This window comes from Tolypothrix tenuis PCC 7101, from assembly GCF_963874875.1.
GTDB classification, from domain to species: domain Bacteria; phylum Cyanobacteriota; class Cyanobacteriia; order Cyanobacteriales; family Nostocaceae; genus Aulosira; species Aulosira tenue.
In genome coordinates, this window is the sequence record NZ_CAWNJS010000001.1 from 1839523 (window position 1) to 1863013 (window position 23491).

Consider the following 23491-nt stretch of genomic DNA (forward strand, 5'->3'; position numbering starts at 1 on the left):
AATTTCACCTAATTCTAAATCACCTCAATACTGCTCGGTTAAGGATTTTCAACTCTTAATTTGGTTTAGGGAAAAGCTGAAAGGGTCAGGGTTAAAGGTTTTTTCTTGCCCCTTTTGCCCTTCCCCTTTTACCCTTGACCGACAAGTATTCCAAATCACCCTACTGTGATGCACCTGGGCTAGGTACAGCCGCAGGCGCAGCCTCACTGCTCCGACGCAGAGCATTTCGCAAACGACTAGCACTATCTAATGGTTGCGAAGATGGTTGCACAGCTCGTCGCCGTCTTCTCAGACGTTGTGGTGTTTCTCCTGATGTTCTCACATCAGCCGTAACTTCCCGTTGTCTGCGGCGTAGGCGATTACTAAGAGAATTTTCTCCTTCAGAACTTCTTACCCTTGTTGGTGTTGCTTCTGCGGTATTAGCGCGCCGTAATCTACGGTTGAGTCTTGATTCCCTACTGCTAGTAGCGGTTTGCTCGGATGCAGATTCTACATTGCGTCGCTGTCTTGTTGATGTTACAGGAACATCGTTACCCCCATAAACAGCAGCTTCTATACGCCGCCTGCGCCGTGGTGTTTCTTCACTAGAGGTGTTATTTGAAGAAGCTGCTGTTTGCTGTTGTCTTTGGCGTTCTTCTCGTTCCTGCTGCTGCTTCCTAACTTGACTGTGGCGACGCGAACCTTGTATTGCATACTCTGTAGCTATTTGGACTCCTTGTCTACCACTTTCGGAGGGCTTGAGTTTCCAGTTCCTAGCTTGACGGAGATGTTCTTCATCTAAGTCTCTATCACCACTGGAACCAATCAGTCTGACATTAGTAACCTTACCATTAGCATCTGTATCAACAGCTACGGCAACTCTTCCTTCTGCCTTGCGCCGTCTAGCTCTTTCGGAGTATCTAACGTTACATTCTTCACAAGCAGCTCGACCATCGCCACTACTGGGTAATTTTGGCGTTGTGGATGTGGTAGCTATTCGTTCTCCTCCATTATTACCACTGCCGACACCAGAACCATTACCGCTACCTGTACCAGAACCGGAACCACTGCCGACACCAGAACCGCTACCGCTACCTGTACCAGAACCGGAACCACTGCCGACACCAGAACCGCTACCGCTACCTGTACCAGAACCAGTACCGCTACCAACACCAGAACCGTTACCAGTACCCGTACCCGTACCAGAACCGCCAATATTGCCAATTCCGTTAGCAGTTAAGACTGATGTACCGCCGCCGCCACCACCACCACCACCCCCACCAGGCGCACCATTTCCTGGTGTTGTGGAAGTGCTGACGTTATTGGTAGCAACCGACTGACTCCTACTAGAGTTTCTAATACCTCGCAGAGTATCGCGTAAATTATTGCTGGAATTACCAGAATTAGTAGGATTTGTGTTAGCTAGAGCAACGGCTTTCGTTGGAACTGGATCAACAGGCTTTTGGGCGACATTTGTTTCTGGTTTCGCTGGCTGAACTTGAGGTTTGATTGGCTCGATAGGTTTCCGCAAATTCTCTACCAACTTTTGGATAGGTGGCTCTGCTACAACAGGTTGCTTAGGCTGGGGAGGTGGTAATTCCACTTTGGCAGGAAGCGGAACTGGTTTTACTGGGTTCTCAGGTTTGACAATAGTTTCAGTTTTAGAATTATTCGTTGAACTTGTCAGAACCTCTGCTTTTTCGTTAACTTCAAGCTTTTGGGGAGACTGCTCCGGCTTTTTATCTTCTGGAGTGTCGATAACTGCGACCTCGATGGGTTCCTCTTCAACTGGGGACACTCTGGAGAAGTAATTACCAACCCCTGAAGCCAGTACTGCTACGTGGAAACCAAGGGAACCTATTAGACTCAAAACCAGAAAACCTTTAAGCGCCTTTGTCTCTTTCTCACGCTGCTCGAAAGTGGTGCCGGAGAAGCTCATAAGTATATTGCCATCTATTCTCACTAAAAAGGTTAAAGTGTCACGATGTAAAAGTCAATCAATATCTATAAAGATTCTGACATTACTTTTGCGTAACTTTTTCAAAAAGTAACGGCAAAAAACTGTTATACAAGAGCAATTACAGCACTAGCACTTGAATAATTTACTAATTTTCTGTCATTATATTTTTACTTCATGTTGAGAAGTATTCGCAGTACTCTATAATTCTCAGTTGAGAGTATATCTCAACTCCACTGGAAACTGATGGCATCAGCATATCCATTGAAATTAAACTAAAGGATTTATGGGGATAAAAAACTTATTTGCCGCAGGTGGCGTGGTAATGTGGCCCCTGCTTGCGTTCTCTGTTGTGGCACTAGCTTTGATTGTTGAGCGTGTGCGGTTTTGGTATCGAGTCAATACCCGCCAAGCCAAGGTAGTACGAGAGATTCTTAATCTCTATCGGATGGATAATGTGGTGGGAGCCATCGAAAAGTCCCGTCAGAATGCAAATTTACCAATTCCCCGGATTTTCCTAGCAGCTTTGGAATTGGAAGAACCGACTCCAGAAGAGTTTCGGTTAGCGCTGGAAAGCGAAGCACAAGCGGAACTGCCGATTATCAAACGGTTCAACACAATTTTTGACACAATCATCGGACTTTCACCACTATTTGGATTGTTGGGTACAGTACTAGGTTTGATTGTTTCATTCGCTTCCCTCAATCTTGGTGATGTTGGTGGGACAAAAACCGCAGGTGTGACATCGGGAATTAGTGAAGCGTTGGTTTCTACAGCTTCCGGCTTAATTGTGGCAATTTTCACCCTGTTCTTTGCTAATTCTTTTCGCGGATTGGCTCAACGTCAAACTGGGTTGATTCAAGAATATGGTGGGCAATTAGAACTGTTGTACCGCCGTCGTTATGAACGAGGAGACAAAGTCTATGCGTCTACAAGATGAACCGGATCTACCCGCACAAATTAATATTGTGCCGATGATTGATGTCATCTTTGCTATCTTGACGTTTTTCATCATGTCTACCCTTTTTCTCACACGCCAAGAGGGGTTACCCGTCAACTTACCTCAAGCTGCAACTTCCCAACAGTCACAAGTTCCTACAAAAATTACAGTGACAGTCGAATCAGACGGCGAAATTAGCTTGAATAAACAGCCAACAACAGTTGATGCACTCACAGAGCAGATACGCACTTTGGTTGGTTCTACCCCAGACACAATTGTTGTTATTAACGCTGATCGCAAAGTTGAACATGGCGAGATTGTCACAATTATGGATCAAGTGCGTCAGGTTAAAGGTGCAAGGTTAGCTATTGCGACTCAAAAGCCTTAGTTGGGGTTTGGTAATTGGTAATCGGTAATTGGTGTTTGGGGTTTGGTGTTTGTTTTTTCTCCCCTGCTCCCTGCTCCCTGCCCCTTGCTTTTCCGAGTCCCCAATCCCTAGTCCCTAGTCCCCAATACCCAACTCCCATGAACAGAAAATTGTCGAGATTTTTAGCCTTTATCCTCTGTGCAATTTTGGTTGTAGTTTTGGGCAATAACAGCTTTGCAACTGCGCCGAGAACTACAGAAATATTGTGGGATAACTACGGTATACCGCATATATATGGTAAAGATGTTCAAAGTGCTTTTCGGGCGTTTGGTTGGGCGCAGATGCAAAGTCACGCTAACTTGCTGTTGCGCCTTTATGGTCAAGCTAGGGGGAAAGCAGCCGAGTACTGGGGAGAAGATTATTTAGAGTCTGATAAATGGGTAGTAACGATGGGAGTACCTAATCGTGCTAATTCTTGGTATCAGGCACAAAGTCCAGCTTTCCGAAGTTATATAAATGCCTTTGCTAATGGGATAAATACTTATGCAAATGCACATCCTGATCTAATTGATGATGAAGTCGAAATCGTATTACCTGTAAAGCCAGAAGATGTATTGGCACACTTGCAAAGAGTGCTGTACTTTACTTTTATTGTTAACCAAGAGCAAGTAGCAGATAATACCCAAACTCAACCAAAAGCTGGTTCTAATGGATGGGCGATCGCACCAAAACATTCAGCTAGTGGTAAAGCGATGTTACTGGCAAACCCCCACTTGTTATGGTCAGATTTATTTCTTTGGTATGAAGCACAAGTAACGGCCCCAGGGATGAATGCTTATGGCGCAAGCTTGGTAGGGATTCCAGTTTTAGCGATCGCCTTTAACGATAACTTAGGTTGGACTCACACCGTCAATACTCATGATGGTTGGGATCTGTATGACTTGAAGTTGTCTAATGGTGGTTATCTTTTAGATGGCAAAGTTCGCCCCTTTACCACAGAAAAATTCTTGTTAAAGGTTAAACAAAAAAATGGCTCCCTTGTTGAACAACCTTTGTTAGTCAAAAGTTCTGTCCACGGTGCAGTAGTACAGGAAAAAGAGGGTAAAGCTTTAGCACTGCGGGTTGTTGGTTTAGATCGTCCTGGGGTATTGGAACAATGGTGGGATATGGCGGTTTCCCAAAACCTCGACCAATTCCAAAAAGTATTACAACGCTTACAACTGCCAATGTTTACCGTCATGTATGCAGACCGAAAAGGGCATATCATGCACCTATTCAATGGTTTGGTACCGATTCGACAACAGGGAGACTTTCAATATTGGCAAGGCTTAATTCCTGGTGACACCTCCAAAACTTTATGGACAACAATGCACCTGTACCAGGATTTACCACGTGTAATTGACCCGCCTAGCGGTTGGTTACAAAATGCCAACGATCCACCTTGGACAACTACTTTTCCCGCTGCGATCAAAGCTGATGATTACCCTGCTTATATGGCTCCACGTGGAGAAATGGATTTCCGTGCCCAGAGTTCTGCAAAGATGCTAGCTGAAGATGACCAAATTTCCTTTGCGGAAATGATTCAGTATAAGCATTCTACAAATATGGAACTTGCAGAACGTATCCTTGATGATTTAATTCCCGTCGCGCAAAAATCAGGCAATCAATTAACTCGACGTGCTGCTGATATTTTGGCTGCTTGGGATCGCAATGCTGATGCTGATAGTCGTGGTGCAGTGTTGTTTTCCTTGTGGTGGCAAGAAATGTCTAAGGGGGAAATCTTTAGTATTCCTTGGAGTGAGAAATCTCCCCGCACCACACCCGATGGTTTAAAAGATCCAGAAAGTGCAGCAAAAGCCTTACAAATAGCAGCAACAAAAGTCGAAAAAGCTTATGGCAAGCTAGATGTGGCTTGGGGTGAAGTTTTCCGCGTGCGTAGCGGTAACTTAGATTTACCTGCCAATGGTGGTGATGGGGATCAAGGTATATTCCGCACCCTCTATTTTGCTCCTGCTAAAGATGAACGCTTTCAAGCAGTGGCTGGGGATAGTTATGTTGCAGCTATTGAATTCTCGCAACCAGTTAAAGCGATGGCTTTACTCAGTTATGGTAACGCTACTCAACCAGGTTCACCCCACATTACCGATCAACTACCGCTATTTGCACGCAAGCAACTGCGTCCTATTTGGCGAACTCGTCCAGAGATATTAGCAAATCTGGAGGAACGCAAAACTTTTTAAGAGCTTCGCCCGGTTATAGACTATGAGTTATGCATCGAAAACCTGTCACTACAGTTGTCAGATTCTGCTTTTGATAACGCTGATGAGTTTGCCTTTACCAGCGTTATCAGAAGACAAACAGCTGAATAATGAACCCCAAATGCTGCAGACTGAAATTAGCGATCGCGATTTAAAAATTATTGAGCAATTAGTAGCGATCGCACAGCGTCAGTCTTCACAAGTACGGGAAGCAAAAGCGGCGATGGGATGGCGCGCTTTCACTGATGTTTTAAGTATAGAATTTTCGCCATCTCAAACCACAACTAATTACAACTTACCTGAAATATCATCCGAAAGCGAACGCAGCTTTGGGATGGCATTAACATTTGATCCCATCAAACTGTTGAACATTATTCAAGAATTACCCCTAAGAGAAGCTCGTTGGCAAGAAGCCAAACAGCAAAAACGCCTAGCAGTTTTACAATCCTATCTAGCTTACTTACAAGCCCAACAAGCTACGAAAATTGCCGTCTATAAAATGCAACAGCTTGCCATTGCTGGAACAAAAACTGAGCGGATTGCTAGTTTAAATCCCCAAGTTACTGTTACTCATCAGGTTAGCTTGGCGAATCATGACTATGTTGCAGCTGCAACAGAAATGTTAAATACAAACGCACGCGAACGCTTGGCATTAGAAGAATTAGCAGCTTGTGTTGGTTTATCTTCCCAAGCAACTATGACAATACTGAAAGCTAGTGATTTGAACAATCAGTAAAATTTTGCAACTCTCCAACTAATGGATTGTTGTAATCGCCTGACAATTGTCCTTGATATACATCTTGGCTTAGTTCTTTAATCCAGGTAAGGCATTCACTTTTCCCGAAAAATAATTAAGTAGGAATTTGTTTTCATTTTAATAGACATATGTTTTTTATCAATTGAAAATATCTCCAATTTATCAGGATTTTGAATAGCAAAAAAATTAGAGAACATTCTACCAACTGATATTTTATCTACTACCGAATCTGAATTTAATGATGAATTCGGTATTTGGTTATCTATGAGATACACTGTACTATCCTTGACATACCAGCGTCCATAAAATTGCTGACTTAAGAAACCCATCGCTAACTGTGTAATTAATTTTTCCCCTTTGACAGTTAATTCATAAGTAAAATTCCTTTTAAATTCTATATGATATGAAAAACCTTGATATTCATATGGCCATTTACCAATGATTAATAACTCTATATCTTTGTCTGAAATATTATGCGTCATCTTAAATATATGTGTTAATTTATACAAAATTGGTATTTGAGCGATCGCACCTGCTATAGCTGCTCAATTTTTACTCCTGGTACTTCCAGCATAACTACCGCAATCGGCACCAGTCGCCCCACGGTTGTGTAATAGTTACTTCCCACAGGCGTTTTCGTGGAACGTTCCTGAAAACGTCGCATAGTAATTAAAAACCACTCCCGTGTTTTAGGCATTGGTAGTTTGTACAGTTGGCGAGTATTGACAAAATAGTAAAAAAGCCAGTCTGCCTCAGTGTACAAGAAGCAGCCAGGAGTTCCTTTCTCTAAATTGCTGTGGGTTTCAAAAAACAAGTTACGGGTTTTATTCCATCTGTCGCCTTTAATCTCAATTAAAGTTTCGCCATTGTGTGTTTTCCAGATGAGGTCAATATCTCTGCATTGAAATTGAGGATCATCCTCAACATTAACAATATCAATGGTTTCTAGTTGAGAGCGCAGCCAAGCCTCAATATCAGCAGTAGCCAATTTTGCTACTTCTAAAGCGTCGTGCATGGTATATGTCATAGCTGTATCTCCTCCCAGCAAGGCATATTAGTTGATGATGTGACTGGCATTACTAATCTAGCGTCGGTTTACGATATATCGATAGTTACGCGGAGCTGAACGCTAAAATTGCTCCAATTGCTTGATGTTGTAGGCATTGGGTACATTAATTAATAAAATCCCCACTTTAAAAGTGGGGATAAGGGTTTCTCTTGTGCGTACAAATGTACTATAAAAATGTCAAGCTGACAAGTTAGTACCACCTCGATAAATTCAAGAGTTACACCCAATACCTGACACCTAACACCCAAAAGTCTTATTTTAGCGACATTTGCTTGTGGGAAATGCTCAATTATGAAACCAAGGAACTATACTTTTTTGGTACCCAAAGATATTTATTGATATGTCGCCCTGGACGAGTCTGATAACTACTTTGTCATTGCTGCTGTACTTGGTAATCACAATTAATGTTGGTCGAGCGAGAGCTAAGTATAAAGTTCTACCTCCCCAAATGACAGGAGATGCTAACTTTGAACGAGTGCTGCGCGTCCAGCAAAATACCATAGAGCAAATGGTTTTGTTCCTTCCCGCTTTATGGATATTCTCTTTCTACGTCAACTCGTTGTGGGGTGCTGCAATGGGTGCTATCTGGCTTATAGGTAGAGTGATTTATGCTTGGGGATACTATCAGGCTGCTGAAAAACGTATGATTGGCTTTATCATCAGTAATTTCAGTAGTGTAGTGCTACTTTTAGGTGCGCTCGTTGGTTGCATCTTGTCTCTGGTGCATTCATAAGTCATTTGTAGAATGAGAAGCGATGTCTATCGACAAGACGCAGAGCGTCTACGCACTTGGTCGGTGACTTCTTCCACTGTTGATCGCTTTTAATTTATCATCAGTTTATTACTATCAAAAAAACTGCCAAATCATTTAAGCCCATGAGTATTTGATGAGAATGGCCTCAATAAGATACTCTTGATTGCCCACTTAAATAAATTAAGTGTATGTGTCTCATGAAACAAAAATATTGGCAATATTTTTGGTGTTGTACTCTGTCAATCGTCCTAGCATTTACCTTTGGTGGATTAGGCGTGAAATCAGCACAGGCGCTACTTCGTCAACATCACGATTCACCTGGTATCTTGCGTTACCATTCCCAAGTATCTATCAAAGATGAATTTGGATATACTTGGCAAGTGCTGTTATTTAAACAAAATTACAATAGTGTAGTTCCAGATTTAAGGTTGCGCTTGGTGGGGTTTCCTGGTGTGGTGGAAATTGCTCACCCCCAACCATTAGAAATTGAGACAGCAAATGGAAAATTGCTTTTAGCATCCGATGCTTATGCTTTGAATACACCTGCACCCAATGTAGGCGAATATGAATTAACAAATATTTTACCTAAATTACCAACAACAGACGCACTTAAACTTTATTTGCCCATCTCTGCTAAAAAGCCACTAGTTCTAAACATACCCAACACCATAGTAACTGAGTGGCAATGGTTAGTGACAGAGATTGATTAATTATTGCAAAGGTCTAAACCAGTCTTTTAGAGAAAGCCAGCCAAATTGCTATACTCTCACTAAATTTATATCGTACTTTTTAGCATCACTTTCAATACGTATAAATTCATTTAATGGGTTATAATTCTCGAAATTTTGAATATTTTCCTCTTTATGATGAGAATTTTCCAAATAAGTTAATGCTAATGTAGAAGTCACATAAATATTTCCATGTTGTTTAAATCCTTCTATAATTTCAGCTTCAGGAGGATAATCTTTAACTAAATGTTCTGCTAGAAATCCTTTTAAGATTATTCCCTTTAAGCCCGTTTCTTTGTAACCTTCTTTCGCTATCATTAACGATATCTTATCAGCATCGAGATTTTGAAATTGCTCGTAATCTTCAAAAAACGGGCAAACGATTTTCATCAGATTTTTGACAGGATTTTTAACCTGTCCGTAGTTCTCCTCTTGCTGTTTTCTACGCTTTGATTCGCCCATGATAGCTATCTCCTAATTAACGTTCGTATTGTAATGCCTTCTAGATAAAACGGCACAACATAGTTTTACAAGTGGGAGAATCGTTTGGCAACACAGAATTACAAGGCGTACTCGGAATCAATACGGGGAAAGGGAAAGGGGAAAAGGGAAAAGGATTGAATTAGCGATGTTTCTTTCTTTTGTAGCAGGTGCTGTTCCGCCTGTGTAGCCTTGGGTATCTTGCCGGATGCGATCGCACAACTTAAGAACAGATGAGTTTAAGAAGGCTAAAGAGAAAGAAGAAAACTTTAACCTCACGGACTTTAGTAATCACGAATTACGAATTACGAATTTATATTTATTAATATTGATGCTAGTTGTTCAGGACAAGACAAATGAGGGCAATGTCCAGAAGGTATTTCAATCGCATCGACTCCTAAGCGGTGGCGTGCAGCGTAGCGCGACCAAGTAGAAGAGATGATTCGGTCATTTGTACATACAATATATTGGCGCTCAACTTCTGGCAAAGCTTTTAGAGGATTAGTCTCAAAAATATATGCCAGAGATTGTTGCGGGCGACTTTTTGAGAGTGCCCACTGTGCTATGTTTGGCGGACAGTCATGATAGAAAAATTCCATTAATACTGCTGGATCTGAATAATCCTTCCCTAAAGAAGCTGGTTCATACATATTAGGTTCCGAATGGAACTGCTCTAGTAGACTTGGTTCTTTTGGCTGATAATTGAATGATTTCAGCGTATCAGCATCAATATAATGAGCAAATTGGTCGATGGTACTGACTCCAGGAGATGGAAGCAGCGCCCCTAGAAAAACTAATTGACGCACTTTTACTACTTCTGCAACCAGAGGAATGATCGTACCAGCCATTGAATGCCCAACTAGTACGATATCGTCGTTAGTTTTCGGTAGCGCTTGAATTACCACATCCGCAAATTCGGATAAAGTCGCGGATGGATCTTCAATTGGTAAATCCATTGTTACGGTCTGATGACCCTGTGCTTCTAAGTAGGGAATTAGTAAATCCCAACACCAAGTCCCTTGTAAGGCACCGTGAACTAGACAAAAAAGGCTCATATCAAGTAATTCAGTAACCAAGCGAAATTACTGCTAACTAGTGTATCTTTTGGGAAAGCAAGCTGTGCGATCGCCTCCTTCCATTAAGAATAATTCAGTAGTCATCTGGATGATAATAGCGCAGATATATGCAAGTGAATATATAGATGCTTCATCTATATATTGCTTATTTTCTTTATACAAATGAATAAAAAACCGTAGTTTTCTTTCCGGAACAGACTATTTTGCTCAGTAGATGTGAAATAAGTACAGAAATGAGAGTAAAAGAGTATGCATATGAATACTCTTTTACTCTCATCGTACCTCATGAATTCTATGCAAAAATGCCAGCATGGCCGTGCTGGCATTAGAACAAACAAACATTTCGTTAATCAAGTTTTGAAAGGAGTAACTCGGATGAGTAACATATTTAGCTCTGATTCAAATACTCAGTATCCGACAGCAAAAATGTTCTGGAGTCAGTTACCAACTATGAACCAATGGACTAACAACAATCAAAACCTGTTAAATGTAGTCTTCAAAAGCAGCGAAGGCAAATCCGGAAAAAATTCAGATATTACAATACAAAGTTATACAACCCAAGCAGAAACCCCAAATCTACCTTTACTACTGGATAAAGCCATTGAGTTAGCCAAAACTAATGAAGTGGCAGGGTTGATTATAGCTTGTGCCTTTTTTACATTTGTGATTTGTGCGGCTTTGTCTACATTTCTTCGCAATTGTGTAGATACTTTGCGGATATCAGTGGATATAGTAATTCGGTTAATGAATTACTTCCGAAAATAATTAAATATATCTCATCAATTTAAGCACCCCGAAAAGGAAACATCTCATTATCATTGGTGCTTCTACCTTTCATCCCCAAGTTTATACAAAGGATGAATGACATTTTTGGAAAAAAGTGCAATTTAATAGTCTAACTTTCCCAACATCAGTATTTACTTACATTATTAATTAGAAATATTCTATGCCTACAATTATGGATCATAAAGATTTAGATGAAAAATTTAAACAACTCAATCGTTCGCCCAAACGCAAAGAAATCTTACTTAAACTCCTCTCTGGGGAAACAGATGAAGCAATTGCTTTAGCTCTAAAAATTGAAACAGGAACAGTGAGAAGGCAAATTTCTTTAATTTGTCAATTATTTGGTTTAAAAGAAGAAGAATCTTATGAACGCCGTTCCAGACGCAGTGAATTAATTAGCTTATTTGCCAAATATAAACCTGAACTAGTGAGAAATAAAATCTCTACAAATTTTACTCCACAAGTACCTTTTAATTCTGAACAATATATTGATTTACCACAAGTTGAATCGATATGCCACCGAGAAATATTACAACCTTCTGCTTTAATCAGAATCAAAAGTCCTGGTTTAACGGGTAAAACTCATTTATTAAAAAACATTTTACAATATGCCCAATCACAAGGATATTCAGCGATTAATATAAATTTTCTCGAAGCAGATCAAGAAGTTTTGAGTAATATAGAAGCCTTAAACTATTGGTTTTGTAATACTATAGGTTACGCTTTGTTCGGTGCAACCAAAATGGATATCTATTGGGATAAAACTCTTTCTTCTAATATGAGATGTAGCGTTTATTTCCAAGATTATATCTTGGCTAACCTAAAGACTCCTTTAGTTCTCGGCTTAGATAATGTCGATCACATCTTTCCCTATACTAGTCTAGCATCTGATTTTTTTGGACTGTTAAGAGCTTGGCATGAAAAAGGAAGAAATGGCAATCAATGGCGAAATTTAAGAATCATACTTGCCTATAGCACAGATGTTTATATTCCTTTAAATATTAACCAATCACCATTTAATGTTGGACAAATAATTGAGTTACCAGAGTTTACCAAAGGACAAGTACAAGAGTTAGCAGTTAGATACGGATTAAATTGGCATGACAAGCAAGTAGAGAAATTAATGGCATTAGTAGGGGGACATCCTTACTTAGTTCAGAAAGCATTACTGCATATCAAAAACCAGCCACATATCAAACTAGAAGAAGTTTTAAATACGGCTGCAACCCCATCAGGATTATATGCCGATCATCTCTGGGAAATTTGGGTGAAACTAAAACAAGAACCGCATCTAATTACAGCCATGAAAAATCTTGTACAGGCGAATCAACCAATATTGCTAAACCCAGAACAAGTACGTCAATTAAATAGAATGGGATTAGTTCGTTTATCAGGTAATAATGTAGAACCTCGATGCCAATTATATCGTCTTTATTTTCGTGTTTGGTTGAATTAAGAGATAGCTTATGTCAGCAGAAAAGACTTTAATTTATAGATATCAAGTAGGAGGTAGCTTACCTCACGATGCTCCCACTTATGTTAAACGCAAAGCAGATGATAACCTGTTTAATGCACTAAAAGCGGGTGAATTTTGTTATGTATTTTCTTCTCGGCAGATGGGTAAATCTAGCTTGAGAGTACATACCATACATCGCTTACAAAAAGAAGGAATAATATGTTCTGTAATTGACCTCACAGAAATTGGTTCTCAATTGAATTATCAGCAATGGTATAAAGGCATTGCCTACTCTTTAATGATGAATCTACAAATGAATAATCCTATCATTCACAAAGAATGGTGGGAGAAACACAAAGATTTATCATCTGCTTATCAATTAAGTTTATTTCTCGATGAATTGCTAAAATCTACTTCTCAGAAAATTGTCATTTTTATAGATGAAATAGATTTTGTTAAATGCCTAGATTTTCCTACAGATGAATTTTTTGGGATTATCAAAACTTGTCATAGCAAACGTTCTTACACACCAGAATATAAACGCTTAAGTTTTGCCTTAGTAGGCGTGACTACTCCCTCAAATTTAATTCAAGATAAAAATCATACACCCTTTAATCTTGGTAGACCGATTGAATTATCAGGTTTTCATTTTTCAGAAGCCGAACATTTAGCAAAAGGTTTGGCTAAAAAGTTCTCTAGCTTGGAAATAGCTAAAAAAGTTCTCAAAGATATTTTAAGTTTAACTGGTGGGCAACCATTCTTAACACAAAAAATCTGTGATCTAGTTGTGAACCTCTCCGAACATCCGCGTCTGGGTGAAGAACAACAATGGGTCAAAAATATTGTAGGTGAAAAAATAATTGAGAATTGGGAATATCAAGATGAGCCAGAACATTTAAGAACAATTAGCGAACGCATTTTGAGGAGTCAGAATGCAATTGGGGTTTTGCATTTATATAGAACTATTTTAGAGGGTAAGATAGTTAAATATGATAATAGCCAAGAAGCAACAGATTTATTACTATCTGGATTAGTCAAAAACCAAGGTAGATTGAAAATCTATAATTATATTTATGCATCTGTTTTTAATCAAAAATGGATTACTAAAACATTAGAAAAACTTGGTTGTCCTTATGCAGAACAGTTACAAGAATGGATACAATCTGGTCGGATTAATAATTCACAATTATTATTACCAGAAGCAGCCTTGTATAAAGCATGGCAATGGGCTGATGGTAAATCATTGAGTTTTGTAGATTATGAATTCCTTTGTGCTAGCTTATTAGCGAATAATATTAGCAAAAACAGTATTAATTTTGATAATCAAATTTTTACTAATTCAAAAGTTAAAGAAACAAAAGAAAAGACAAACAAGGTAGCATCAAACAACCCAGAAGATGCCAGAGTTAAATCATCTAAGCTTTCTCAATCTAAAGCCCAAGCTATTCATGAATATTACAAAAATAATTATATTAAGTTATTAATGCTGATTTTGGGTATTCCTTTTGTAATTCTAATTTCTCAAATTTTGTTTTTACAAAAAAATATTGGCAATAACTGGTTTAATTCTGGCAATAACGAAAATATTTTAAGAACAATTAATCAATTGCCTGTGAATACTATTTTTAATAGTGGTGACTTGAAAACAGATTTAAGATTTAGCATTACACCTAATTCAACAGAATTGTTAAATACTGAAGATAGTAAAATTCCTGTTTTTATCCCTCGATTAGTTGAAAATAGTCAAATAATTTCAGTACCAAACACTCTGGTATCATCACTTTTAAATGATCAGCAGCAAAAAAAATTAAAGTTAGAAGTAGAAATTAGGTATGACGGCAGTATCAAAGTTTTACGTGCTATTGATGAAAATAATAGAATATATGATAATCCCCAAAGTTTAGAAATGCAGTTAAGCAAGCAACTAGAGAATGTATTCCGTTATGAGTACGAGCCTGAATTTGCTAGATGGGGTTTTCAGAACAAACAAACATTATCTTATAGTTTTTCTCTGACAATTTCAAAATATTAGGTATAATTTTCAACAATAAACCTTTGAGAATTCATGAAATTGCTAGATGCGACGCAACCAAAACCACAGAGTATTTTAACTATGTAGCGGGCAAGATACTCGCCACCAATAGTTATATGATTTATTCTATAGCATTTACACAAAGGACATGGTGTTGCCCGAACAAGCTCCACCCTGTAGCCATAGTACGTTAGTCATAGACTATGTGTTTTTCTATTGGTTACTATGCATGATTCAGGTGATAAGTATTGTAGCGTATCACCTGTTTCTCAATATTTATCTCTCATTATCAAGAGATGGTTTTTTAATTATATACGCTAAAGCACAAAATCATGATTATTAATGTAATTATCACAAAATATCCGTAACTATAATTTTCATCAAAAGGTTCTATGCATAACAGCTTTTTTTTCAAAAATGTGGATAATATTTAGACCAAGATAATTTTGATATTTCACATTTATAATTGAACTTTTTACTAAAACTAGAATATACAAAGAAATTAAGCTTCATAGTTTCAGGTATGATTGCAATATCATGTTAATTAAGCATATCAATAATGTTGGTTTTTTCATGACATATATGCATTAGTTGCATATAATGTATGGGAATATTTCATGATTAACTTTTATTTTTTGTTGGCAGACGATACAAAATTCCTAGCTAAATATTGAATGTATTGAAACTTGTCTGAATATTGGCAAATATCCCCTAGAAATTTGCCAATATCTTGTTTTATAGTTAAAAATCTTGATAGCTTATATCTAAGGAGTGTTGAGCAGATTCCTGGTACAAACACCTATAGCAATCCTCAATCATTCACTTTGCAAGAATAATTATTTCGGGTAAAGATATTTGTATGTTGTGAGAAATTGCCCAATTTACAAACTTTTCCTGGGATGATAATTCTTATTTTCAGGTACAAGATAGAAAGCATCTTATTTTTTCACCCTACCCTTAATTTTAGCTTGAACAAATCCTAGATATCTTATTTGGAAACAGGGAGAGTTTGTTTAGTTAAGGGTTCAAGGGGAAAGGCAAAAGGGGAAACCAAGGGAATTCTGCTTCACAGAATCACTATCTGCGTAAATCAGCTGACTATATATAGCCCTAGATGATAGATGCTTGTATCTCTTCATCTTTTTTAGGCTTTAAACATTTAATTCCCCAACAGCCAGATTACGGTAGTTATGAATCCTAACATTACAGATTCAGTAGTGAAGGCGACAATAGCAGCCATTGTATCTGAGTCAGCAACTACAGAAGAGCAAATTCAGATGCTGCTTGAGATAGCATTAGGCTGGCAAAAAAAGCATCCTACTGCCAAAGACTTGCGGAATGTAATTTCTCTCTATTATCGGATTTATGAAATGTGCGGTGAAGACTATCCTCTACTCAAAGCTAAGGCTAAAGTAGGGATGGGTAAGGCACTACAGAGAATTCCGAATGTCAGTCCGCAACTGCTGCTGCAAGCGAAAGCTGCTTATGACGAGGCATTGCCCATATTACAGCAGTTCGCTGTCAAAGCAGAAGTGGCAGAAGTGCAGATGAACTTGGGGTTGGCGTTGCAATCGCTAGTACCCTTCAATTTAGCCAGGATAGTAGATAGCGTCAGTGCTTATCATCAGGCTTTGCAGGTATTTACTTGGCAAGATTATCCCCAAGAATACGCCATCTTATACAACAATCTTGCGATCGCTTACCTTTCTATGCCTCTCGCTTCAGCACGAGAATACTTCCACCAGGGATTAGCCGTGCAATCATTGCTTGTGGCGCTGAAGCATATCAAGTTGAGCGAACATCCTAGAGAATATGCCATGTTGCAGAACAATCTGGGTAACGCTTGGCAATATTTAGTAACTGCCCATCCTTTAGAGAATAACTTACGCGCGATCGCAGCTTATGATGAAGCCTTAAAGGTACGTAATCGGCAAGATACACCTATCGAATACGCTCATACAATTGCTAATAAAGCCAACGCTCTCCGTAGCTTATCAGATAATCGCCCACAGCTAGCAATACAGTCTCGCGCTTACTATCAAGAAGCTTGGGAAATTTTCAGTCAGTACCAACATTTAAAACAAGCACAATTAATAGCCAAATTAGTCCAAAAAACTGTTACAGATATTACAAATTACCATCAGCAATAAGTTTGGCATTAACAGTTACTATTTATCAGTTTGTGTACTGTGTATTCACTAGCAATTAACAATTTATTCGTTATTCCAAGAAAGACTAATAAGGAGAGAGATCATGAGTAATTTCCTCACCAGTTTAGCATCTGGTAACCTAAATATCGCTACAGTGATTGTGTGGGTAATGATTGCAACTGTCTTATCTATGCTTGGCGGTGCTATTGGCGGCATACTACTAGCTGGCAAAGATATAGGTTATAAGTTTTCTGCTATGTTGGGCGGATTGTTTGGCCCTGCTGGTGTAATTCCTGGGATTCTATTAGGATTAGCTGTACTAAATTTGTTCACAAATTCATAGTACATAATTGCACAAAATTTTCGCTATAAAAATTAGAAAATTCGTGCGTTATTCTGGGTTGATAAATGCTATGAATTCATGCCAATAACTAGGAGGTATCATGTTTGAACTTGGGTGGTTTTCTGCTAAATTATTTTTCAAAGGTCGGCTACTACGCGACCCCATACATTTTGTGCGACAAATTGCGATCGCAACTGGTATCAATTCCTTAATCTTATTACTGCTGGAACAGACATCAATGCCTTTCTGGTTACCAATCGTCATATCTAGTCTAGCCACAGGTGCAACCATGCCATTCCTATTAAAAGATTTCAAAACCAAATAGATTATTAATTGTTTACCTCGAGCAATTGGTCATTAGTCATTTATTTAAAACACTTGACTTGTGACCTTTAAAAGTTGAAGATTTTCCATTAGTTATTGAGTTTTGATAAATGAATAAATTAGAGGAATTAGTTCAGGAAATTAGCCGATTTGAAGCAATTATATCTGAGTGGAATGAAAGTGAAAGGTATGTGGCTTTAGGTTTAAAACGAGCTATTGAAGAATTACATAGAACTGCTTTAGAACGGTTAATCAAAAATATCAAAGCAGAATCTTTATCTGCTTTGCGTCATGCTGTCGATGATGAATTCATTTATGCAGTATTGCTATATCACGAATTAGTCAAACCACCACAACCGCCTTTAGAAAAACGTATTCAGACAGCCCTTGCAGAAGTACGCCCAGGCTTACAGAGTCATAATGGAGATGTAGAACTAGTAGCAATTCAACTTCCAGATACAGTAGAAGTCAGATTGGTTGGAACTTGCAGTAATTGTCCAGCTTCTACTTTAACTCTCACACAAGGAATCGAACAGGCTATTAAATCTCATTGCCCAGAGATTACTCAAGTTATCGCTGTGAGTTCTAACTTAAAAGTTGATAATTCCAAGCAAAATTTAATTAATCACCTATCTCAGCTAAGAGGCGCAACTTGGGTGAGAGTTACTACTGTGGAACAAGTGCCAGAATCTGGTATTCTCGAAGTTTCTTTTGCAGGTAATTCCTTAATCTTATATCGTCACGGTATTGACATTGTTTGTTATCAAAATGCTTGCGCTCACTTAGGATATGCTTTGGATAGAGGTGAAGTTGACAATGGTATAATTACCTGTCCTCATCATGGTTTTAAATACAACTTAAAAACAGGTGAATGTTTAACAATACCTGATGTTTCTCTGCAGTTATATCCTGTACAAATTAAAGAAGATAAGGTTTTTGTACAACTACAATCATCAGCAGCAAGCTAAAATTTTATTATGATGTTGGTAATTAAGCTGTTATGCGTTTAAGTTGCATAGTTATTCATTTACTAATGACAAATGACTAATGAAAACCTCTACAACTTAATCTGAAATTCCAACCAACCTCTTACAACTGCATTGATTGATTTACATAAACTTGTAATTCTGTACCAGCAGGCAAAAACCAAATATTAGTTCGTTGCATTAATTGAGAGATAGCTTGTTGATTACGTTGTGTAATTTGAGGAACTAGAGAATTGATACCACCTTCTAAAACTCCAGTCAAAATGTTCCTTTTAGGATTCGTGTTACTCACCACAGTACCACCAGAGGTTGTAGTGATGACTTGAGATTCAGTCCGGTTAGATAAATCTGCAAGTTTACCCAAACCACCCAAAATAAATAGTCCCGCATCCATACCAGCAATAGATCCCTTTCCCTGGGAAAATTGATTTGCTATTAGAGGTTTGCCATGAGGTGCGCGAATCGTCAATGCATTGCTGGGTAGGCTGATTTCTGTGATGTTTTGATTGTTTTGGGAAACAACTTTCAAAACATTGAGCTTTAATAAACCCTGCTCAGAGATAGAATTAATTTCAGTTAATAATTCGGTGGTTTTAGATAGTGCGATCGCACCATCTACAGATTTTAATGGCTCTTTCAACCGTATCACAAATAAGTTTTTCCCACTTTCGTCATTGTTACCGCTAGAACTAGATCTGCTAGTTTCCCCAAATACTGCTGTTGCTAAAACAGCTTTAGCGTTACTTCCTACCGCTAAAGATTTTGGCATTGTTTGAACTGGGTTTGCTACAGGAGATGGTTGTACTGGGGTTTGATTTATTGGGGAATTTATGACTGATGACTGTAAACTAGGATTTCTTGGAGGTTGATAACTAGTAGGATTAGTATTAGGTTGCTCGTTTGCCTGATTAGAACGATTTGGCTGTGTTTGAGGTGGGGGTGTATTTGGTGTAGGTGATGGCTTTTTACTCCCCAATGCTTGAGAGGTTGATTTTGTAGATGTGCGCGGTGATTTTGGTGCAACTTTAACAGCAATAAGTTTGCTTTGAGAATTAGCTAATTGCACAGAGTACTTACCTGGAATACTCCGAGGCACATAAACTGTTGGCAGTAATGTTGCTGTTCTTGTTTGTACTATTTGAAGTCTATCTTTAGAAGCTACTGAAGGTTTCATCCGAGAAGCCGATTGATTAATCAATTTTGGTGGCTGTATTAATAGGCTTCTCAGTTGTTGTTGCGCGGCTTTGACTTCTTTGACTTGTTCTGTAAGTGCTAATTTTGTCTTGAGAGTTTCTACTTCTGAACTTAGAGAATCTGTTTCGTTCTGAGGTAGCGATCGCACTTCTGAGACAACAGTCTTTTTTTGGACTGGCTTTTGGCTATTACCACCCATCAACTGCAACAGAAAAACACTCACCAATAAAACTATAGATAAAGTAGCAGTACCAACTAAAATAACTTTTGCAAAAGGATTAGATGAAACAGATTGCTGAGTTGCAACTACTTCTGATGTAATAGAGGATGCTTCTGGTTCGGTTGATATTTCTATTTCTTCTATGTCAGAGAGATGTTCTTCAAGTCCAACTAATTTTGCTATCTGTGTTTCCCAGTCAGAAGATTCTACGTCGATTATTTTTACAGATTCATTCTGAGATAGTAGATTAACTATATTTGGTGAATGGGTATCTGTAGCAATTAAATTTTGATTCATATTCTATATCAATTAAAATTTTTATAAAAGGGATATTATTTTTATGAAAAATACAACTTAATTACACATTATTAATAGAGTTTTTGTTGCTAATGTATGATTTTATATATAAGTTTAATAAAATTGTAAATCCCCTGAATATGATTGAAAGTCACGCCAAACACTGCCTAATTCTGCCATAGATGGCATAGCAATTAGCCATCCTAAACTAATAGTAAAAAAATATACTTTCGCATAGCAATAATTAATTTACATAATTTAATTATTCAAATTGCTACTTTGTCCGTTCCCCACAATACCTAAGACATTCATCGGCGAAATTTTCAGGTGATCTAAAGTTTGTTCTACTTTGGCAGAATCTGTTTTATCAATCCTAACTACTAATAAAATCCCATCAGTATTTGGTGCTAGCAAGCTAGCATCAGCTAACCCTAGTAAGGGAGGAGTGTCATAAATTACTAAATCAAAGTTATTATGAAAATCTGCCATCAAGCGTTTCATCTTCTCAGATGAGAGCAACTTTGTGGGATCGGGAGGTATAGGGCCAGCCGTGAGCACTGATAATTGGCTCATAGAAGGTAATTTACGAATTACTTCCTCTGGTGGTAAATTTGTAGAAATTAAATTACTTAATCCCCATAAATTATTTAAATGTGACAGAGAGTGAATTACAGGCTGACGCAGATTTGCGTCTACAAGTAGTACTCTTTGCCCCATTGCTGTAGCTATTTGCGCTAAATGGAAAGCAACTGTAGACTTGCCATCACCAGACATAGCTGAACTAATAATGATAGAGCGCATCTGGCGATCGCAACTGAGAAGTTGAATATTTGTATAAAGTACCCGTAAAGCTTCTAAAAATTGTGCTGAATGATTGCTGTAGTTTTGAGCTGGTATGACTGCCAAGCCAGGATTACTCTCAGATGGGAAATCTGGAATTCGGGCGAGGGAAATATTTCTTTCAGAACTCGGGTATAAACTTATGTGCAGTTGCTTTTCAAAAGGAATATTCCCCAACAATGGGAGCTTTAGCTTTTCTTTTAGATCATTAGCACTATGGTATGTCTTGTCAACCTTATCAATCATCACGGCAACACCCACACCTGCTACTAAACTTGTGATCAATGCCATAATTAAATTACGTTTCTTATCAAAACCATTCGCAGGCAATTCAGGTTTAATTGGCATCTTCAGTAATTGCCAACCTAGTTCTGTCTGGGATATCCGAAGTTGGAGGTTTTCCCGAGTAGATAGAAATCTATTAAGGCTCTCTGTAGTGATCTGTAATTTCCTTTGTAGTGTGTTATATTGTCTTGCTAATGCTGGCAATGTTTTCCGTTTTTGCTCAAGTTTTTGTATAGTCTTGTCTATCTCTTGTCCTTGTACTTCTAGGGTTTGAACTTGAGTTGCTATCTCTGACACTTTTACATCCATGTAGCGCTGTGCTTCATTACGCAGCAAAGGCAATAAACTTTCCCTTTTATCCTGCAAGGCTTTAATTGTAGGATTTTCTGATTGCAGACGCGTTGACTCTTGGACAATCTGAGCATCTAGTTGACGAATTTGAGCTAGTAGTTGCTGATATAACACAGCATTATTGAGCGCAGATGTTGCTCCGTCTTTTCCTTTAAAAATATCTAGATTAGAACGAGCTTGCCCCAACTGTATATCTACATTTTGTCGTTGTTCGGATAATTTGGCGATTTGATCGTCAATTTGCTTGGCTTCACCTTCTGGATCGTTAAATTTGTAATTTAGCCGAAAAGCTTGCAATTCCCTTTGAACGTTATCAACTCGGCTCTGCAAAAACGGAAGTTGTTTTTCAACAAACTGAATACCTTGTCTTAGTTTCGTTTGCCGCCTTTCTTGGCTATATTCTACATATTCTTGAGAAATTTTATCTAATACAAATTTAGTTTTCTCAGGATCATAGCTGCGATATTTTACTTCTATAATCTTAGTTTCAGCTAAACGATTAATCTGCAAATGCTCAATCAAGTTATCATAATTAATCTCTGGATAATCAGATTGTAAATTTCTAATAATACCACCTATGATTTCAGGACTTTTCAGAACCTGAATCTGGCTCTCATAATCTAAAGCACTCGTAGTGTTTGAGTTAGTCTCTTTTACCACATCTACTGCTTTACTGTCATCATTCACAGGTTCAACTAGTATCTGGAAACTGCTTTCGTATTCTGGAGGCTTCTGATTTAACTTCAGATAAATAACAGAAGCAAACATTACGAAACTAGATACTCCGAAAATAATTATTGCTCTTCTTTTTAAGAGAGCGCAAAATTCACTAAAACTCCAATTGCTTTCCGCATCTTCTATCTCTGGAAAATGTTGTGGTAGGTAAGATGGCGATACACCATTTTTATTCCGGTCATAATCTGAGAATTGATAAGGATGATTCTCCATCATTTATTAATATTTGGTAATGAGAAAAGTAAATTTCGGATAACAGGTTTAAAAAATATTGATTATGCAGCAACTAACAGCCTAACTAAAGCCTACTCTAGAAAGTTAGTTCTGTACTAAGTTGATACGTTAGCAGAATTTTGATCAGGCTGTATTTGGAATAAGCTGAGTGCTATCTGTTACAGGACAAGCTGTGGTCAACTATATAAGTAGTTTAACGATTAAATTATAAGTGAGTAACATAGGTATTAATATATTAATTTTATGAAGTTCATAATATATATATATATAATCCTACTTGATTTTTGAGCAGTTAAGCTCATTAGAAGATGTACAAGTTTTAGTCTCCGTATGCTTGGCGAGATTTAAGTCAATTTTTTGTATTGGAAATACGATAGCTCTGCTAGTTGATTGTAATATTAAAATTAATCCAAATTATTTTTAGTACTTTCAGTTTATTATTAAATATTTCCAAAATATGCTTTCAGGATATTTAATCTGGCAAGAGATCTGAATCGCTTAAAAAGGCTATATCACTATTATACAACTAAGCATTTTACCATATCATATGTATTAAATGATACCTATTGTTTTTTAATAAACCTCTTTCTGTAAGCAATTTGTATTTTGTAATTTATTCTTAAAAATAAAAATATAATTTTTAAATCCTACCCAAGATAGTCAGTATTATCTTAAAAACACTCTCAAAAAGTTTGTATCAGAGGTGTTAAAAATTACTCCGTCATACGAGATATGGAAGCTAAAAAATAACTTATGTGCTAGATGTTTATCGCCTACATATAATAATGTAGACTCGTGTTAACTGTTTAGAATAGATGATTTTTGAATTTCTACATTGTTGCACAATCCTTAATATCCTGCCAAACGCCGGATTTGAATTTAACGCTTATAGT

The 23491-nt window shown here is 37.8% G+C and carries 20 protein-coding genes; 13 read left to right on the forward strand and 7 right to left on the reverse strand.

What is annotated here, in order from left to right; translation table 11 throughout:
• Window positions 1-160 precede the first annotated feature (160 nt).
• Window positions 161-1918 carry an energy transducer TonB gene (locus tag AACU25_RS07535; protein WP_096574600.1) on the reverse strand — a complete coding sequence of 586 codons (1758 nt, stop codon included), beginning with the start codon at window positions 1916-1918 and terminating at the stop codon, window positions 161-163.
• Window positions 1919-2222: 304 nt separating this feature from the next.
• Between AACU25_RS07535 and AACU25_RS07540 the strand changes: the two genes are divergently transcribed.
• The 4 genes from AACU25_RS07540 (at window position 2223) to AACU25_RS07555 (ending at window position 6237) form a co-directional block, all read left to right on the forward strand.
• The gene (locus AACU25_RS07540; RefSeq protein ID WP_045872869.1) at window positions 2223-2876 is read left to right on the forward strand and encodes a MotA/TolQ/ExbB proton channel family protein; all 654 of its coding nucleotides are present in this window, start codon (window positions 2223-2225) and stop codon (window positions 2874-2876) included.
• Window positions 2860-3264, forward strand: coding sequence for an ExbD/TolR family protein (locus tag AACU25_RS07545; RefSeq protein ID WP_096574601.1), 405 nt, complete (start codon window positions 2860-2862; stop codon window positions 3262-3264). The genes AACU25_RS07540 and AACU25_RS07545 overlap by 17 nt, the downstream gene beginning before the upstream one ends.
• 137 nt (window positions 3265-3401) lie before the next feature.
• Window positions 3402-5483 (forward strand): acylase, encoded by a 2082-nt coding sequence (locus tag AACU25_RS07550; protein WP_096574602.1) that lies wholly within the window; start codon window positions 3402-3404, stop codon window positions 5481-5483.
• 22 nt (window positions 5484-5505) lie between these two features.
• Window positions 5506-6237, forward strand: a complete 732-nt coding sequence (locus tag AACU25_RS07555) for a hypothetical protein (RefSeq protein ID WP_096574603.1) — start codon at window positions 5506-5508, stop codon at window positions 6235-6237.
• A 95-nt stretch (window positions 6238-6332) separates the two neighbouring features.
• Here the strand turns inward: AACU25_RS07555 and AACU25_RS07560 are convergent, their stop codons facing one another.
• Window positions 6333-6740, reverse strand: coding sequence for a hypothetical protein (locus tag AACU25_RS07560; protein WP_096574604.1), 408 nt, complete (start codon window positions 6738-6740; stop codon window positions 6333-6335).
• 53 nt (window positions 6741-6793) lie between these two features.
• Window positions 6794-7285, reverse strand: coding sequence for a hypothetical protein (locus tag AACU25_RS07565; protein ID WP_096574605.1), 492 nt, complete (start codon window positions 7283-7285; stop codon window positions 6794-6796).
• 382 nt (window positions 7286-7667) lie between these two features.
• Between AACU25_RS07565 and AACU25_RS07570 the strand changes: the two genes are divergently transcribed.
• Window positions 7668-8060, forward strand: a complete 393-nt coding sequence (locus AACU25_RS07570) for an MAPEG family protein (protein ID WP_096574606.1) — start codon at window positions 7668-7670, stop codon at window positions 8058-8060.
• Window positions 8061-8278: 218 nt separating this feature from the next.
• Window positions 8279-8791: a DUF3122 domain-containing protein gene (locus AACU25_RS07575; RefSeq protein ID WP_321206582.1), complete on the forward strand. Its 513-nt coding sequence runs from the start codon at window positions 8279-8281 to the stop codon at window positions 8789-8791.
• Window positions 8792-8839: 48 nt separating this feature from the next.
• Here the strand turns inward: AACU25_RS07575 and AACU25_RS07580 are convergent, their stop codons facing one another.
• A complete protein-coding gene (locus AACU25_RS07580; protein WP_096574608.1) occupies window positions 8840-9271 on the reverse strand; it encodes a hypothetical protein in 432 nt (143 codons plus the stop codon).
• Between the two features lie 323 nt (window positions 9272-9594).
• On the reverse strand, window positions 9595-10344 hold the full coding sequence (locus AACU25_RS07585) for an alpha/beta fold hydrolase (protein WP_096574609.1): 750 nt from the start codon (window positions 10342-10344) through the stop codon (window positions 9595-9597).
• A 396-nt stretch (window positions 10345-10740) separates the two neighbouring features.
• Here AACU25_RS07585 and AACU25_RS07590 point away from each other — a divergent pair, with 396 nt between their 5' ends.
• The 7 genes from AACU25_RS07590 to AACU25_RS07620 all read left to right on the forward strand — a co-directional run bounded on the left by AACU25_RS07590 (window position 10741) and on the right by AACU25_RS07620 (window position 18424).
• Window positions 10741-11130, forward strand: coding sequence for a hypothetical protein (locus AACU25_RS07590; RefSeq protein ID WP_190445610.1), 390 nt, complete (start codon window positions 10741-10743; stop codon window positions 11128-11130).
• A gap of 181 nt (window positions 11131-11311) precedes the next feature.
• Window positions 11312-12607: an AAA-like domain-containing protein gene (locus tag AACU25_RS07595; protein ID WP_096574611.1), complete on the forward strand. Its 1296-nt coding sequence runs from the start codon at window positions 11312-11314 to the stop codon at window positions 12605-12607.
• A gap of 10 nt (window positions 12608-12617) precedes the next feature.
• Complete coding sequence (locus tag AACU25_RS07600) at window positions 12618-14639, forward strand: AAA-like domain-containing protein (RefSeq protein ID WP_096574612.1); 2022 nt, start codon at window positions 12618-12620, stop codon at window positions 14637-14639.
• A gap of 1190 nt (window positions 14640-15829) precedes the next feature.
• On the forward strand, window positions 15830-16789 hold the full coding sequence (locus tag AACU25_RS07605) for a hypothetical protein (RefSeq protein ID WP_096574613.1): 960 nt from the start codon (window positions 15830-15832) through the stop codon (window positions 16787-16789).
• A gap of 103 nt (window positions 16790-16892) precedes the next feature.
• Window positions 16893-17132, forward strand: coding sequence for an asr0689 family protein (locus AACU25_RS07610; RefSeq protein WP_096574614.1), 240 nt, complete (start codon window positions 16893-16895; stop codon window positions 17130-17132).
• A gap of 100 nt (window positions 17133-17232) precedes the next feature.
• Window positions 17233-17457 (forward strand): hypothetical protein, encoded by a 225-nt coding sequence (locus AACU25_RS07615; RefSeq protein WP_096574615.1) that lies wholly within the window; start codon window positions 17233-17235, stop codon window positions 17455-17457.
• Window positions 17458-17566: 109 nt separating this feature from the next.
• The gene (locus AACU25_RS07620; RefSeq protein WP_096574616.1) at window positions 17567-18424 is read left to right on the forward strand and encodes a NifU family protein; all 858 of its coding nucleotides are present in this window, start codon (window positions 17567-17569) and stop codon (window positions 18422-18424) included.
• A gap of 121 nt (window positions 18425-18545) precedes the next feature.
• Here AACU25_RS07620 and AACU25_RS07625 read toward each other — a convergent pair whose 3' ends face one another.
• Together AACU25_RS07625 and AACU25_RS07630 are read right to left on the reverse strand one after the other, a co-directional pair.
• Window positions 18546-20153: a TrbI/VirB10 family protein gene (locus AACU25_RS07625; protein WP_096574617.1), complete on the reverse strand. Its 1608-nt coding sequence runs from the start codon at window positions 20151-20153 to the stop codon at window positions 18546-18548.
• A 258-nt stretch (window positions 20154-20411) separates the two neighbouring features.
• Window positions 20412-22577, reverse strand: coding sequence for a polysaccharide biosynthesis tyrosine autokinase (locus tag AACU25_RS07630; protein ID WP_096574618.1), 2166 nt, complete (start codon window positions 22575-22577; stop codon window positions 20412-20414).
• Between the last annotated feature and the right edge of the window lie 914 nt (window positions 22578-23491).

What these genes read in the sequence shown, in the direction of transcription:
- AACU25_RS07625 (WP_096574617.1), bottom strand. Translation starts at nt 20,153, where the DNA reads ATGAATCAAAATTTAATTGCTACAGATACCCATTCACCAAATATAGTT.
- AACU25_RS07565 (WP_096574605.1), bottom strand. Translation starts at nt 7,285, where the DNA reads ATGACATATACCATGCACGACGCTTTAGAAGTAGCAAAATTGGCTACT.
- AACU25_RS07545 (WP_096574601.1), top strand. Translation starts at nt 2,860, where the DNA reads ATGCGTCTACAAGATGAACCGGATCTACCCGCACAAATTAATATTGTG.
- AACU25_RS07535 (WP_096574600.1), bottom strand. Translation starts at nt 1,918, where the DNA reads ATGAGCTTCTCCGGCACCACTTTCGAGCAGCGTGAGAAAGAGACAAAG.
- AACU25_RS07550 (WP_096574602.1), top strand. Translation starts at nt 3,402, where the DNA reads ATGAACAGAAAATTGTCGAGATTTTTAGCCTTTATCCTCTGTGCAATT.
- AACU25_RS07555 (WP_096574603.1), top strand. Translation starts at nt 5,506, where the DNA reads ATGAGTTATGCATCGAAAACCTGTCACTACAGTTGTCAGATTCTGCTT.
- AACU25_RS07585 (WP_096574609.1), bottom strand. Translation starts at nt 10,344, where the DNA reads ATGAGCCTTTTTTGTCTAGTTCACGGTGCCTTACAAGGGACTTGGTGT.
- AACU25_RS07590 (WP_190445610.1), top strand. Translation starts at nt 10,741, where the DNA reads ATGAGTAACATATTTAGCTCTGATTCAAATACTCAGTATCCGACAGCA.
- AACU25_RS07595 (WP_096574611.1), top strand. Translation starts at nt 11,312, where the DNA reads ATGCCTACAATTATGGATCATAAAGATTTAGATGAAAAATTTAAACAA.
- AACU25_RS07570 (WP_096574606.1), top strand. Translation starts at nt 7,668, where the DNA reads ATGTCGCCCTGGACGAGTCTGATAACTACTTTGTCATTGCTGCTGTAC.
- AACU25_RS07580 (WP_096574608.1), bottom strand. Translation starts at nt 9,271, where the DNA reads ATGGGCGAATCAAAGCGTAGAAAACAGCAAGAGGAGAACTACGGACAG.
- AACU25_RS07630 (WP_096574618.1), bottom strand. Translation starts at nt 22,577, where the DNA reads ATGGAGAATCATCCTTATCAATTCTCAGATTATGACCGGAATAAAAAT.
- AACU25_RS07610 (WP_096574614.1), top strand. Translation starts at nt 16,893, where the DNA reads ATGAGTAATTTCCTCACCAGTTTAGCATCTGGTAACCTAAATATCGCT.
- AACU25_RS07575 (WP_321206582.1), top strand. Translation starts at nt 8,279, where the DNA reads ATGAAACAAAAATATTGGCAATATTTTTGGTGTTGTACTCTGTCAATC.
- AACU25_RS07600 (WP_096574612.1), top strand. Translation starts at nt 12,618, where the DNA reads ATGTCAGCAGAAAAGACTTTAATTTATAGATATCAAGTAGGAGGTAGC.
- AACU25_RS07540 (WP_045872869.1), top strand. Translation starts at nt 2,223, where the DNA reads ATGGGGATAAAAAACTTATTTGCCGCAGGTGGCGTGGTAATGTGGCCC.
- AACU25_RS07605 (WP_096574613.1), top strand. Translation starts at nt 15,830, where the DNA reads ATGAATCCTAACATTACAGATTCAGTAGTGAAGGCGACAATAGCAGCC.
- AACU25_RS07620 (WP_096574616.1), top strand. Translation starts at nt 17,567, where the DNA reads ATGAATAAATTAGAGGAATTAGTTCAGGAAATTAGCCGATTTGAAGCA.
- AACU25_RS07615 (WP_096574615.1), top strand. Translation starts at nt 17,233, where the DNA reads ATGTTTGAACTTGGGTGGTTTTCTGCTAAATTATTTTTCAAAGGTCGG.
- AACU25_RS07560 (WP_096574604.1), bottom strand. Translation starts at nt 6,740, where the DNA reads ATGACGCATAATATTTCAGACAAAGATATAGAGTTATTAATCATTGGT.